Source organism: Paraburkholderia fungorum (assembly GCF_900099835.1).
GTDB lineage: Bacteria > Pseudomonadota > Gammaproteobacteria > Burkholderiales > Burkholderiaceae > Paraburkholderia > Paraburkholderia fungorum_A.
In genome coordinates, this window is sequence record NZ_FNKP01000001.1 from 2,639,776 (window position 1) to 2,653,435 (window position 13,660).

11 protein-coding genes are annotated in these 13,660 nt (G+C 61.8%); 6 read left to right on the forward strand and 5 right to left on the reverse strand.

What is annotated here, in order from left to right; all coding sequences use genetic code 11:
* Positions 1-154: 154 nt before the first annotated feature.
* From BLS41_RS11570 to BLS41_RS11580, 3 genes are all read left to right on the forward strand, one after another.
* The gene (locus BLS41_RS11570) at positions 155-667 is read left to right on the forward strand and encodes a DUF2844 domain-containing protein (protein ID WP_074764577.1); all 513 of its coding nucleotides are present in this window, start codon (positions 155-157) and stop codon (positions 665-667) included.
* Positions 668-695: 28 nt separating this feature from the next.
* A complete protein-coding gene (locus BLS41_RS11575) occupies positions 696-2,012 on the forward strand; it encodes a DUF3443 domain-containing protein (protein WP_074764579.1) in 1,317 nt (438 codons plus the stop codon).
* Positions 2,013-2,148: 136 nt separating this feature from the next.
* Complete coding sequence (locus tag BLS41_RS11580; protein ID WP_074764581.1) at positions 2,149-4,014, forward strand: glycosyl transferase family 1; 1,866 nt, start codon at positions 2,149-2,151, stop codon at positions 4,012-4,014.
* Positions 4,015-4,266: 252 nt separating this feature from the next.
* On the opposite strand, the gene BLS41_RS11585 is transcribed toward BLS41_RS11580, so the two are convergent.
* Positions 4,267-4,800, reverse strand: coding sequence for a hypothetical protein (locus BLS41_RS11585; RefSeq protein ID WP_074764583.1), 534 nt, complete (start codon positions 4,798-4,800; stop codon positions 4,267-4,269).
* Positions 4,801-5,119: 319 nt separating this feature from the next.
* Between BLS41_RS11585 and BLS41_RS11590 the strand changes: the two genes are divergently transcribed.
* Positions 5,120-5,761 (forward strand): cadmium resistance transporter, encoded by a 642-nt coding sequence (locus BLS41_RS11590; RefSeq protein ID WP_074764585.1) that lies wholly within the window; start codon positions 5,120-5,122, stop codon positions 5,759-5,761.
* A gap of 113 nt (positions 5,762-5,874) precedes the next feature.
* Here the strand turns inward: BLS41_RS11590 and BLS41_RS11595 are convergent, their stop codons facing one another.
* Positions 5,875-6,207 carry a hypothetical protein gene (locus BLS41_RS11595; protein ID WP_074764587.1) on the reverse strand — a complete coding sequence of 111 codons (333 nt, stop codon included), beginning with the start codon at positions 6,205-6,207 and terminating at the stop codon, positions 5,875-5,877.
* A gap of 316 nt (positions 6,208-6,523) precedes the next feature.
* On the opposite strand from BLS41_RS11595, the gene BLS41_RS11600 reads away from it, so the two are divergent.
* Together BLS41_RS11600 and leuA are read left to right on the forward strand one after the other, a co-directional pair.
* Positions 6,524-7,423 (forward strand): class I SAM-dependent methyltransferase, encoded by a 900-nt coding sequence (locus tag BLS41_RS11600; RefSeq protein WP_074764589.1) that lies wholly within the window; start codon positions 6,524-6,526, stop codon positions 7,421-7,423.
* 257 nt (positions 7,424-7,680) lie between these two features.
* On the forward strand, positions 7,681-9,399 hold the full coding sequence (gene leuA, locus BLS41_RS11605) for a 2-isopropylmalate synthase (protein ID WP_074766476.1): 1,719 nt from the start codon (positions 7,681-7,683) through the stop codon (positions 9,397-9,399).
* A 160-nt stretch (positions 9,400-9,559) separates the two neighbouring features.
* Here the strand turns inward: leuA and BLS41_RS11610 are convergent, their stop codons facing one another.
* The 3 genes from BLS41_RS11610 to BLS41_RS11620 form a co-directional block, all read right to left on the reverse strand.
* Entirely contained in the window at positions 9,560-10,342 is a 783-nt protein-coding gene (locus BLS41_RS11610; RefSeq protein WP_074764591.1) for an amino acid ABC transporter substrate-binding protein, read from the reverse strand.
* A 187-nt stretch (positions 10,343-10,529) separates the two neighbouring features.
* Positions 10,530-11,981, reverse strand: coding sequence for a dihydropyrimidinase (gene hydA, locus BLS41_RS11615; protein WP_074764593.1), 1,452 nt, complete (start codon positions 11,979-11,981; stop codon positions 10,530-10,532).
* Positions 11,982-12,064: 83 nt separating this feature from the next.
* Positions 12,065-13,576: an NCS1 family nucleobase:cation symporter-1 gene (locus BLS41_RS11620; RefSeq protein WP_074764595.1), complete on the reverse strand. Its 1,512-nt coding sequence runs from the start codon at positions 13,574-13,576 to the stop codon at positions 12,065-12,067.
* Positions 13,577-13,660: the final 84 nt, after the last annotated feature.

Sequence of the window (13,660 nt, forward strand, 5' to 3'; positions counted from 1 at the left end):
TTCAGCGTAAGCGTTGTTTTAAAACGGACTTCCCGATTCCGCCGCAGGTCGTTTTTGAGATCGGCATACCCCCGGAGAGGCGCACCAGGTAACGATCTGGACGCCTCGCTGCTATCTTGAATTCACCCTTTCAACCACTGTGAGCGGCCTCATCATGAAATCCATCGACCTTCCCAGATTCTCCCTTTCGACCGCCTTCGCCGCGACCTTCATCGCACTTGCCACGCTGACTGCCAGTCGCCCTGCGCGTGCGGAACTGGACGGCGCGATGCCGGCCCAGACCACCCGAACTGTTCAGGCGACTACAGCGTCCCAGCCCTCCGCCTCCATGGTGCAACCGACCCTGATGAACGGCGCGATCCGCCTGCGCACGCTGACCGACGCCGGCGGCACGACCCTCAACGAGTACGCGACGAGCACGGGCCGGATCGTCGCCTACACATGGGAAGGGCCGACCATGCCGGATCTGCGCGCACTGCTGGGCGGCTACAACGCGTCCTATCTCGCGGGCGCGGCGGCAGCGCCGGCGGACAGCAACCTGCATTCGTCGAGGGTCGTCCGTTCCGACGTGATCGTGGAATCCGGTGGCCCGATGCGCGGTTATGTGGGCCGGGCGTGGCTGCCTGCGGCCTTGCCGCCCGGCGTCGCCATCGACGATCTCCAGTAACCCGCTGTGCCACCTGGACACCATTGCCATGACAGACCATCAAGCAACCCATTCCGCAGCCCAGCTGCACACCCTGCTCCTCGTCTGCGCGATCCTCGCCGGTTGCGGCGGCGGAGGGGGCGGAGACGGCACGGTCGCAAGCGCTTCTCCGAACACATCGGCGTCTTCCACGACACCCGCGAGCGGTGCGGGCACGTCCGTCACTTCAGGCCTATCCGGCACGGCAGGCGCGCCGCCGGCCAGTTCGTCCCCGAGCGTGCCGCAATCGACCATAGCCAATATCCAGCCGATCTCGGTGACCACAGCCCCCGGCCTGACCCGCAACATGCTGACGACGAGCGTCACCGTCTGCCAGTCCGGCACCAGCAACTGCGCGACGATCGACGATATTCAGGTCGACACCGGCTCGAACGGTCTGCGGATTCTGGCCTCGGCGCTGCCGGCGAGTCTCGCGCTCCCCGCCATCAGTTCGGGCAGCGGCGTCACCGGCGAGTGCGCCGTGTTCGGCGGCGGCTATGCGTGGGGAGCCGTGCGCAGCGCGGACGTGCGCATGGCAGGCCAGGTCGCCGCATCGCTGCCGATTCATGTGATCTCCGATCCCACAGTGCCCACCGTTCCCGCCGATTGCGCGAGTTCCGGGCCGGCCATGCTGCAGCTGTCAACCCTGCGCGCCAACGGCATTCTCGGCATCGGCCTGTTCGCGACCGACTGCGGCAGCGGTTGCGCAGCGACCGCGCTGCCGCGCTGGTACTACAGGTGCGACGCGAGCGGCGCCTGCACCGCCAGCACGCAGTCGCTGGCGCAGCAGGTGACCAATCCGGTCGGCCGCTTCCCGCTCGATAACAACGGCGTCGTGATCGACCTGCCGGCCATCGCCGACGCGGGCGCCGCCAGCGTGACCGGATCGCTGACTTTCGGCATCGACACCCAGGCGAACAACACGCTGGGCGCCGCCAGCGTCATCAGGACGAATGCCTCGAACGGCTACATCACCACGAACGCGGCGGGCTACACGAACACCTATAGCTACATCGACAGCGGCTCGAACGGCATCTTCTTCCGCAACAGCCAACTGCCGCAATGTGGCTACTGGTACTGCCCCGCCTCTGCGCAGGCGACGACCGCCACGATTTCCGGCAGGGACGGCGCGTCGAGCACCCTTTCGTTCTCGATCGCCAACGCAAGCTCACTGTTCGCGTCGTCGAATAACGCGTTCAACAACCTCGCCGGGGTTGCCAGCCGAAGCTTCGGCTGGGGCTTGCCCTTCTTCTTCGGACGACGCGTCTACACCGCCATCGCCGGGCGCGAAACATCGGCCGGACAGGGACCCTACTACGCGTTCTAGCCGCGCCATCGCCTTCCACGCGGAAAATTCGCAAATTCGTCGAAGCGGAAATTCTGGTGTCCTGAGGCTGCGATAATCGCGGGCTTTTCGACCGACCTGATTTTGGTTAGTCATGCATATCTTGAAAAGCGGCCCGATGGAACAACCCACTTTTTCGCTCGACGATTTCGAGCAGCTCGTTTATACGCGGCAGTATGTGAAGGCATCGCTCCAGTTCATCGCCGCGCTCGCGCTGCTCCAGCAAAAGCGCGGCGAACTGGACGAAAGTTTCCTGGCCTCGGGCATGACCGGCCTGTCGTCCGCGGAGCAGCAACGGCGCTTTTTCACACGCCTCGCAAGCGCCGCGTCGACGCTGTTCGCCGACCCGCAATTCGAATTACCCCCCGGCTGCCTCGATCTGCTTCTGACGCTGCACGAATGGATCGGCCTGATGTTCGGCGCCACGCCGTTCGGCAATGCCGATCACGTCACGCGTCATCTGAATCCGCGTGGGCCGCACGACACGCAGTTTCTGGCCGGCGACCGTTTTGTCGAAAAACTCTGTGTGCTGTATTCGACCGATTCCGAACTCGAACTCGACCTCGCCGCGCTGTGGATGTACGACAAAACGCTCGCCGCGAGTCTCGCTCTGGTGCTGCTGTCGCCGGTGTTCAAGGGTTCGGCGAATGCGCATCTGAAGCGCGAGGCGCTGATCGAGTGGCTGCCCGGCAAGCTGCAACAGATCGACGACCTCGACGATCTGCCGAGCGCGCTGCTGCACAACGCCTACATGTTCTGCAGTTACGCGGATACGCCGCGGCGGCACGAGATCAAACGCGATATCAACGTGCTGGTGCGCCGCAAGCTGAAGCGCCTCGGCCTGACCGACCTCCCCGCGCGACAGCCGGAAACCGTCGGCGGCCACGCGCAACGCGGCAAACCATCCGGCAGGAAGCCGCTGATGATCGTCGTGCTCGAATGGTTTGGCGGCGCTCATTCGATTTATCGCACGCATTCGCGCACGCTCGAAGCGGCGCGCGAGCATTTCGAGTTGGTGGGCTTCGGTTTCGGCTACGCAGTCGACGACGCCGGGCGAGCGGTGTTCGACCGGTTCATCGAACTGGAGGACCCCACTTACATCGGTGAATGCCTGAAAACGATTCGCGACTTTGCCGACGCGGAACAGCCCGATGTGTTGTATATGCCGAGCGTCGGCATGTTCGTGCTGACCATCTTCATGTCGAACCTGCGGGTGGCGCCCGTGCAGATTGCCGGAATCGGCCACCCGGCCACGACGCATTCCGACCGGATCGACTATGTCAGCGTCGAGGAAGATTATGTCGGCGACCCCGGTTGTTTCAGCGAGCGCTTGCTGAAATTGCCGAAGGACGGCCAGCCTTACCGGCCATCGGTTGCGCTGCCGGATATCGCTGCCAGTATTCCGCCGGCGCGCGAACGGCTGGCGATTGTGATCACAGCGAGCGCGATGAAACTCAATCCAGGTTTTCTCGATACATGCCGCGAGATCGCCGCACGCGCGACGACGCCGGTCGAGTTTCACTTCATGAGCGGCGTGCCGCGAGGTGTGCGGCTGGAGCGGATACGCGAAGTGATCGGCGCAACGGTGCCTGGCGCGACCGTGCATGGCTTCCACGGCTATGGCGCGTATCTGGCGCGGGTCAATTGCGCGGATCTGTTCCTCAGTCCGTTTCCGTTCGGGAATACCAACGGGATCGTCGACGCGTTGACGATGGGCTTACCTGGCGTCTGCAAACGAGGACCGGAGGTGTTCGAGCGGATCGACGGAGCGCTGTTCGAGCGTGTGGGAATGCCGGCGTGGGCAATCGCGGATAGCGTCGACGAGTACGTGACGGCTGCCGTACGGATGATCGATGGGCATGCTGAGCGGGTCGAACTGCGGCAGCGTTTGATCGATACGAAGGCTGTAGAGCGATGCTTTGAAGGCCGGGCGGAGGCTTTTGGGGAGAAGGTGTTGGGGTTGGTGGTAGGCAGGGTGTATTAGGCTTGGGCTTGGGCTTGGGCTTGGGCTGGCCTTAGAGCGGCTCGGGCGGAGTTGCCCTTTGGTTAAGGCTCGGGGCCGCGTGATTTTTCCAACTCGCTCTAACCCGCCAAAGCGTCGTGCCAAGAACCTGCGCGGCCTGATCAATGAGAAACAAGCCCGGTACGCGACAACGCGTAATCAAGGAACACGTGTAGCGAAGCGCCCCCCGCTCATCTGAAGTCGCAACGACGCGTGTTATCGAAGTTATGCAGGTTAGCCAGATGTCGCGCTGGCCGCTTCGTCGGCGGGTGTTACAAGCTTTGCCGGTGCGAGCCAGCGGAACACGTTCAGATCCGGGCCGTGAAACGTGCATTCGGCGGCCGTTGCGGTAACGACCGTGGTTGGTTTAGCCGGTTTCGTCGAGACACTTTTGGCTTCCGAAGCGCTTGAAGCAGCCGATGCGTCCACCGATACAGCCGAGGCCGGCGACGTCGCCGACACTGCCGACGCGACGCCCACACCCGATGCTCGCGTCGCCGATACCCCCGAAGCCCCGTGCGCCGAAGCCGCCGTCGCTGCCGCTTCCGACGCCGTCGTCACATGCTCGATCGAACCTTCGATCACCACTCGCGAGCCGTGGATGCCCGCGCCCCGATGGGCGACCTTCAAGGTATCCGCCGATGTATCGGCCAGCTTGCCACGCATCAACTGCTCGCACGCGTCCGAGTTCCTGAACGTGGCCGTGCAGGCCGCGAGCAAGGCGACAGCGGCCGTGATGCAGGCGATAGAAAGAATCCGAATCTTCATTGATGTTCCGTTTTTCAAGCCGTCGGGAATTGTAGCTTACGGGGTCCTCACGCGACGATGGATTGGGGCCGGTGCGACCTCTCCTTTCTTACGTCGGCTCAAACAGCGCAAACATGCGCCGTTTGCATAACCCAACGCGCTCGTCGCTTCCGGCATTCCCAACCTTCCAGCCGTAAGAAAACGTAATCGCTTGACCTCGGCGGCTCGCGTCGGCATCGTGTTGCCCGGCGATGTCTCCGTCGATCCGCCGCCGCTCCTGTCGCGGCCATCAAGATGACGCGCCGCCATCCCTCATTTTGCATCGACAGGCTTTTTCCGCATGCTCAGCCTTGCCCTGCTCGCCATCGCGGCCTATGCCGCGACCAACGTCGACAACCTGTTCGTCCTGCTCGCCTTTCTGGCGGAAGCGGGGGCTGAGCGGCGTCGTGTGGTCGTCGGGCAATATGCGGGCTCGCTGGTCCTGATCGCAGGGTCGCTGATGCTTGCGGCACTGCTGACGCATTTGCCCGCCGGTTATGTCGGCCTGCTCGGCATCCTGCCGATATGCGTGGGTCTGAGCAAAGCGTGGGAACGCTTCGGTCCCCGCCACGCGCGTAGTCAGGACGACGACTTGCCTGAATTCGTCAGCAAATCTGGATCCGCCAGATCCGGCGCGCCGGCCAGCAGCGGCTCTTCATGGTGGACGGTTGCGTGCGTGGCGCTCGCCAATGGTTCGGATAACGTCGCCGTCTACGTGCCGTTGTATGCGAGTCATTCACACGGAGATCGCGCGTTCATCTCGCTGGTGTTCGTCGCGATGATCGGGCTGTGGTGTGTCGCCGCCGTGCAACTCGTGGAGCACCCGCTGCTCGGCGCGCCGATCCGGCGCTACGGTACGGCCTTGCTGCCACCGATCCTGCTGACAATCGGCGCGTCGGTGATCGTTCAGAACGATACGCTGCGAATCGTGTTCGGGATGTGAATCGGCGAATCGGCGGGCGAAGAAAGGCATTGGCCACGGTCTGTGTCAGGATGCGCCGCCGTCAGGCGAGCGATGCGGCAACGACCGTCGTTTGCTTCAAATCGTCAAAATCGTCAATTGGCCGGAGCCTGCGGCTGCACGTAAGTACGCACACCGGCAAGCGGGGCGCCGTATCCGCCCGCGTTGGTGTGGTTCGGCAAACCGTTGACCAGCTGTGCACGCGGATCGGTCGGATTCAGATTCAACTCGCCCGCCTGCTGATTGCCATGCGTCGGATATTCGCTGCCGCGCGCCGCGTTCGGCATGAGCCGGGTGCTGTTTTGCGGCGCGTTCATGTCGTCCTGCGGACTCAAACCCTGCGCGTGCGCCTGTGCGGCGAGCCCGCACAGCGCCGCTGCGCACAGCAGAATCCGCGTTGCTCCCGATGTCCTCGATATTCGTTTCATACCTGCCTCCGGCAAAGTGAAATGAAGCGATCGCGTCCGCGCTTTCGTGCGATTGCATCAAATGCGGCAAACGCTGATCACTTCATCTATACGCACGACGACGTGCTTCGGTTTCGGCGAGTTCGGGGTTTGGTTCGATGAAGCGGAGGCGCGTACCCGCGACACCCGCGACACCCGCGACACCCGCGACACCCGCGACACCCGCGACAAAATGCAAATCCATGCCGCCCTCCGCTGCCTTGTCCCGGGGCAAATTCACCTGCTGCCTATCCTTATGCCTATTGGCGGCTTCCGTCCGTCACGATCGCGCCCGATAATGGGCGTCATGAACGCCCAACCCAAATCCAGCCGACGCGCGGTGCGCACGACCCTCGCGACATTGGCTGTAGTCTTGCTAATGGCCGCCTGCGCCGCCCCGGGAGCATCGACAAGGCCGTCGGCATCGACCATATCGTCAACCGCCAGTTCAGCCTCCCTCGACGCCGCAATTTCCGGACCGCAACGTGACGCGAAGGCGCGGCAGCGCGACATCTACCGCCATCCGAAAGAAACCTTGCAGTTCTTCGAGCTGACGCCGTCGCAAACGGTGCTCGAAATCGCGCCCGGTGGCGGCTGGTACACGGAAATACTCGCGCCTTATCTGCATGACCACGGCACGCTCTACGAAGCGGAATACGACGGCCCGCAGGGTGCGCCTTCCGCGGAAGCCCAGGCCGGACGCGCCGCGTTCGCCCGCAAACTGGCAGCCACGCCCGACGTCTACGGCAATGTTGTGGTCGGCACATTGCATAAGGGCCAATTCACCGGCTTTCCCGCCGACGCCAGCGTCGATCGCGTGCTGACGTTCCGCAACATCCACAACTGGATCAAGGACGGCGAAATCGATGCGAATCTGCGCGCCTTCTATGCGGCGCTCAAGCCAGGCGGCATCCTCGGCGTCGAGGAACACCGGGCCGCGCCGGGCACATCGCTGCAACAGACCATCGACACCGGCTACGTCACCGAAGACTACGTGATCGCCCACGCCAAAGCTGCGGGCTTCGAACTGATCGGCGAAAGCGAGGTGAACAGCAATCCGCGCGACACGAAAAATTACCCGCATGGCGTGTGGTCGCTGCCGCCGAGCTACGAAGGCGGAGATGCCGATCGGGCGCGGTTTGCGGCCATCGGCGAGTCGGACCGCATGACCCTGCGCTTCGTCAAACCGGCCCATTGAACACGGACGGCGCTTGACGCCGTCCCGATAATATGTTCCTATTGCGCTCTATGTACCGCGCCCAGACCATCCTATCGCTACTACTAGCCCCCTCTTCCGGGCTAGGTCTGCTGCTGCGCGCTTCCATCTGATACACCGAAGCATCGCTTGATTCCCCAGTAACTGACCCAGCCCCGGTTCCCGACCGGCGGCCCAGCATCACATCTTCGTCGTCCGGTCGACACCAGCCTTCTGGTTCCAACTCACGGATGATGAAAATGTTGAAAAACCCTGCTACCAAATACCGTTCGTTCAAGCCGATCAATTTGACGGATCGCCAGTGGCCGTCGCGCGTCATCGAGCGTGCGCCGATCTGGATGAGCACCGACCTGCGCGACGGCAATCAGGCATTGTTCGAGCCGATGAACGCGCAGCGTAAGATGCGCATGTTCAAGACGCTGGTGCAGATCGGTTTCAAGGAAATTGAAGTCGCGTTTCCGTCCGCATCGCAGACCGACTTCAATTTCGTGCGTGAACTGATCGAAGGCGGCCACATTCCCGACGACGTCACGATCGAAGTGTTGACCCAGGCGCGCGACGATCTGATCGAACGCACCTTCGAATCGTTGAAGGGCGCACCGCGCGCCATCGTCCACCTGTACAACGCGACCGCGCCGGAATTCCGCAAGATCGTGTTTGGTCTCGATCAGAACGGCGTGAAAGAACTCGCGCAGAAGGCCGCACGCACGATGAAGCGTTTCGCCGATGCCGCGCCGGAAACGCACTTCACGTTGCAATACAGCCCGGAAGTGTTCAGCGGCACCGAACTCGAATTCGCGAAGGAAGTCTGCGACGCGGTGTTCGACATCTGGCAACCGACGCCGGAACACAAGGCGATCGTCAACCTCCCCGCTACCGTCGAAATGGCGACGCCAAACGTCTACGCCGACCAGATCGAATGGATGCACCGCAACCTCGCGCGCCGCGATTCGCTGATCGTGTCCGTGCATCCGCATAACGACCGCGGCACCGCTGTCGCGGCGGCAGAACTCGCGGTGATGGCCGGCGCGGACCGCGTCGAAGGCTGCCTGTTCGGCAACGGCGAGCGTACCGGCAACGTCGACCTCGTCACGTTGGCGTTGAATCTGTACACCCAGGGCGTCGATCCTGAACTCGACTTCTCGAACATCAACGAAGTCGCGCGTACTGCTGAAGAATGCACGCAGTTGCCGGTGCATCCGCGTCATCCGTATGTCGGCGATCTGGTGTTCACCGCGTTCTCGGGCTCGCATCAGGACGCGATCAAGAAGGGCCTCGCCGTCCAGAAGCCGGACGCGATGTGGGAAGTGCCGTATATGCCGATCGATCCGAACGATCTCGGCCGCACGTACGACTCCGTGATTCGCGTGAACAGCCAGTCGGGTAAAGGCGGCATCGCGTATCTGCTGGAGCAGAGCTATGGCGTCGTGTTGCCGCGCCGCTTGCAGGTGGATTTCAGCTCGGCCGTGCAGCACTTCACCGACGACAGCGGTGGCGAAGTGACGCCGTCGCAGATCTTCGAACTGTTCCAGCAGGAGTACGTGCAGAACGTCGAGCCGATTCGCTATATCGGCCACAGCCTGTCGGAGAATGACGGTCGCGAACACATCAAGCTCAAGGTCGAAATCAACGGCACGCCGCGCGTGTTGAACGGTGCAGGCAACGGTCCGCTCGACGCGCTGATGCACGCAATCGGCGCACCGGTGCGCATTCAGCATTATGAAGAACGCGCATTGACGCAAGGCGCCGATGCCCGCGCAGTGGCGATCGCAGAAATGGCCGGCGCCGATGTGACCGGCAGCGCGTTCGGCGTCGGTATCGACGCGAATCTGGTGACGGCGTCTATCCGCGCCGTGATCAGCGGCGTCAACCGTGCTTATGCTCGCGCCAACGCAAATGCGAAAGAAAGTTTCTTTGACGCTGCATTGAACGATGCAGCGGAAAGTGCGGCGGTTTAAGGCCTTACAAGGGCATTGACCGGGGCCTCGCCCAGACCCTACCCGGGTGTTCGATGAGGCCGATTTGAAGTTTCAATAGGCTTGAGCCAACGCTGCCGATCCAGCGTATTGAAAAAAAGGGGAGCGTTTTTAACGCTCCCCTTTTTCATTTGTCAGCCACTCAGTGAAGCACATCCTCGCCGAAGTACTTCTGCGAAATCTTCTGATACGTACCGTCTTTCCTCATGCCCGCGAGCGCCGCATTGATCGCCGCGCGCAATCTCGGGCTTCCCTTGCGCATCAATACGCCTGACTCGTCGTTGCTGCCGGGCGCGTTATCGAATGCGACGATTTTCACGTGGGCATCCGGCCGCCGTTTGATGAAGTAAAAAAACGATAGCGAGTCGTTCACGGTTGCATCGACCCGTCCCGAGATCAGCAGATCGAGCGCTTCGTTAAAGCCCTGCACGGGTATCACCTGCGCGCCATAGGCGCTTGCAACCGCGCCGAAGTGACTGGTCAGCGAATTGGCGGACTTCCTGCCTTTCAGATCGCCGAACGATCTGATCCGGCTGTTGCTCGACGCGACGATCAACGCCGGATATGACGTGATGTACGGGTCGGAGTAATCGTATTTGGCCTTGCGCGCCTCGGTGATCGACACCACGTTGATCACCACGTCGTAGCGATTCACGTCGAGGCCCGCGATCAGACCGTCCCACTGACCTTCAATGAATTGCGGCTTCGCGCCGAGACGCTTCGCGATTGCCGTGCCGATCTCGACGTCGAAACCTGTCAGCTTGCCCATTTCGTCGTGATACGTGAACGGCGCATAGGTGCCTTCGGTGCCGATCCTGAACACCCCGGAGGATTTGATTCTATCGAGGTCGTCGGCTGCGAAAAGCGGGCTGATCGTCACGGCCTGCAATAACGCGATCAGCAGAATGCAACGAATCGACTTCATCAGGAGGCTCCGTCAGTGTGCTACGTCATAGGCGAGTTCTGCCGACGCTCAGGATCGGCAGAATGGGCGGACTGTAGCAAACCGGACGGAGTTTGACAAAAAACCGGTAGTTGGATCGATAGGCGCACAGCGGATAAAGACAAGCCGCGACGCCAGAGGCGCTGCGGCTCGATAAACCTCAAACCCTCTACCGCTCCACCGGATGCGGCTCCTTGCGCTTGTTGGCAACGCGGATCGCGTCGAAATAAGCCGGGTTCGGCGGCCGTTTCAGATAGCGGCCCGCGCCGCGCTCCGCGCGCAATTCGCCGTTGGTCCACGCGAGCGCGCCACGTGTGAGCGTATGCATCGCGACGCCCTGCACCGTCATCCCTTCGAACACGTTGAAGTCGACTTTCTGATGATGCGTCTTCACCGAAATCGTCTTGCTGGCGTTCGGGTCCCACACCACGAGGTCGGCATCCGCACCAACCTGCACCGCGCCTTTACGCGGATACAGGTTGAAAATCTGCGCAGCATTCGTCGACGTAATGCGCACGAATTCATTCGGCGTGAGGCGTCCTGAATTCACGCCGTGATGCCAGAGCACCGCCATCCGGTCCTCGACCCCGCCACAACCGTTTGGAATCTTCGTGAAGTCTTCGCGGCCCATGGCCTTTTGCGACGCGCAGAACACGCAGTGATCGGTTGCCGTGGTATGCAACTGGCCGGCCTGCAAACCTCGCCACAGCGCCTCACGATGCTCGGCAGAACGGAACGGCGGGCTCATCACATGCGCAGCGGCACGGGTCCAGTCGGGGTCGCGATACACCGCTTCGTCGATGACCAGATGGCCTGGCAATACTTCGCCGAACACGCGCAAGCCTTCGCTGCGAGCACGCGCAATCGCGTCGACGGCATCTTTCGCGGACACGTGCACGATATACACCGGCACACCCAGCACCTGTGCGATGCGGATCGCACGATTGGCCGCTTCGCCTTCGACCTCAGGCGGGCGGGATAACGGATGCGCCTCTGGACCCGTAAATCCTTTGGCCAGCAACTGACGTTGCAACTGGAACACCAGTTCGCCATTTTCCGCATGCACGGTCGGCAGCGCGCCGAGTTCGAGCGAGCGCGAGAAGCTGTTCACAAGCACTTCGTCATCGGCCATGATCGCGTTTTTGTAGGCCATAAAATGCTTGAAGCTCGACACCCCGTGTTCGTGTACGAGCGTCCCCATGTCGCGATAAACCGAGTCATCCCACCAGGTGACTGCAACGTGAAAACCATAATCGGCCGATGCCTTTTCCGCCCAGCCGCGCCACTCCCTGAACGCTTCCATCAGCGGCTGCTTCGGACTCGGAATCACGAAGTCGATGATGCTGGTCGTGCCGCCCGATAAACCCGCAGCGGTGCCGGTATAGAAGTCGTCGCTCGCCGTGGTGCCCATGAACGGCAATTCCATATGCGTATGCGGATCGATGCCGCCAGGCATCACATACTGGCCGCCTGCATCGACAATCGTCGCGCCCGCCGGTGCTTCCAGGTCCGCGCCAATCTGCAGGATCGTGCCGCCGTCCTGCGGGTCCGCACACAATACGTCCGCACGATACGTGTTCTCCGCGTCGATAATCGTGCCGCCGCGAATCAGGGTCGTCATGTTGCCGCCTCCTTTTGAACTGCTGGTTTCGATGCTACGTGATGCATTTTTCTACCGCTATTGCTATTGCGATCGCATCCGGTTCAAGCGCTGGCCGTTCGCGCACTCGGTCCCTTGCTCAGCTTCATCCACGCGCTATATACGATCGACGCCAACGCAAGTCCCACAAACCAGGCATACGTATAGAGCGTATTGAAGAATGCGGGCACGTTCGGAAACGAAGCCGGAAACGCGGTATGCAGAAAGCCCGGCAAATTAGGCAATACGCCGATCAGCAACGCTACCACTGCGCCGATATTCCATCCGCCTGTATAGCTGTATTCGCCCTGCTCGTCGAACAGTTCGCGCATATTGAGCCGTGTGCCGCGAATCAGAAAATAGTCGACCATCAGAATACCCGCCACAGGTCCGAGCAACGCCGAGTAACCGACCAGCCAGGTGAAAATATAGCCCTGCGTGGTCGCGAGAATCTTCCACGGCATCATGACGATCGCGATGGTCGCGGTAATCATGCCGCCGACGCGATAAGAAATACCCTTCGGCCACAGGCTCGAAAAATCATAAGCTGGTCCGACGAGATTGGCCGCGAGATTGCACGACATCGTGTCGAGCGTGAGAATGATCAGCGCGACGCCGACGCCAATGCCGGTCATGCGGCTCGTCAGGTCGATCGGGTCCCAGATTGCCTTGCCGTAGATCACCACCGTGGCGGACGTGACCACGACCGAAATCACCGATAGCAACGCCATCGGCACAGGCAAGCCGATGGTCTGTCCGATGATCTGATCACGCTGCGTTTTCGCGAAGCGCGTGAAGTCGGGAATGTTCAACGCGAGCGTCGCCCAGAAGCCGACCATCGCGGTGAGGCTTGGCCAGAACGTGACCCAGAACATGCCTTCCTTCTTGCCGCCCGGCACGAATTGCGACGGCGCCGACAGCATCGAGCCGAGCCCGCCCGCTTTCGAAGTCGCCCACCACACCAGCGCGATACACATCACGATCTTGATCGGCGCGGACCAGCTTTCGAGCCGTCGAATTGCTTCGGTGCCGTGCACGATGAAATAAATCTGCAATGCCCAGAAAACCAGGAAGCACGCGAGTTGCGCAATCGAGATGCCGAGGAACGGCAGCGCGTCGCCATGCAATGCATTGTTGGTGAGAATGTTTAACAGCGTGTAGATCGCGCTGCCGCCGAGCCAGGTTTGAATCCCATACCAGCCACACGCGACGATCGCCCGTAGCAACGCAGGCAGTTTCGCGCCGCTCGTGCCGAACGACGAGCGCACCAGCACCGCGTACGGAATGCCGTGTTTGGCGCCTGCGTGGCCGATCAGCAGCATCGGTACCAGCACGATCAGATTGCCGAGCAGCACGGTCACGACGGCCTGCCACGGCGACATGCCCTGCTCGGTCAAGCCGGCGGCCAGCATGTACGACGCGATGTTCATCACCATCCCCACCCACAACGCGGCGAAGTGATACCACCGCCACGTTCGCTGTGCGGGGCCGGTCGGCGCAAGATCGTCGTTGTATAGATCGCTGCCTTGCGCGCCGGCCGCGAATTGCGGATCGACGGATTGCGCTGTCTGCTTCATCGAAAGATCTCCACGTGATCGTTGAGGCCCGCCACGCTTCTGGTGGCGTGTCGGGCCTTTGGGGAACGACAGGTTCAGTACAGC

Coding starts and splice junctions, on each gene's coding strand:
- BLS41_RS11570 (WP_074764577.1), top strand. CDS start 155: ATGAAATCCATCGACCTTCCCAGATTCTCCCTTTCGACCGCCTTCGCC.
- BLS41_RS11575 (WP_074764579.1), top strand. CDS start 696: ATGACAGACCATCAAGCAACCCATTCCGCAGCCCAGCTGCACACCCTG.
- BLS41_RS11580 (WP_074764581.1), top strand. CDS start 2,149: ATGGAACAACCCACTTTTTCGCTCGACGATTTCGAGCAGCTCGTTTAT.
- BLS41_RS11585 (WP_074764583.1), bottom strand. CDS start 4,800: ATGAAGATTCGGATTCTTTCTATCGCCTGCATCACGGCCGCTGTCGCC.
- BLS41_RS11590 (WP_074764585.1), top strand. CDS start 5,120: ATGCTCAGCCTTGCCCTGCTCGCCATCGCGGCCTATGCCGCGACCAAC.
- BLS41_RS11595 (WP_074764587.1), bottom strand. CDS start 6,207: ATGAAACGAATATCGAGGACATCGGGAGCAACGCGGATTCTGCTGTGC.
- BLS41_RS11600 (WP_074764589.1), top strand. CDS start 6,524: ATGGGCGTCATGAACGCCCAACCCAAATCCAGCCGACGCGCGGTGCGC.
- leuA (WP_074766476.1), top strand. CDS start 7,681: ATGTTGAAAAACCCTGCTACCAAATACCGTTCGTTCAAGCCGATCAAT.
- BLS41_RS11610 (WP_074764591.1), bottom strand. CDS start 10,342: ATGAAGTCGATTCGTTGCATTCTGCTGATCGCGTTATTGCAGGCCGTG.
- hydA (WP_074764593.1), bottom strand. CDS start 11,981: ATGACGACCCTGATTCGCGGCGGCACGATTATCGACGCGGAGAACACG.
- BLS41_RS11620 (WP_074764595.1), bottom strand. CDS start 13,576: ATGAAGCAGACAGCGCAATCCGTCGATCCGCAATTCGCGGCCGGCGCG.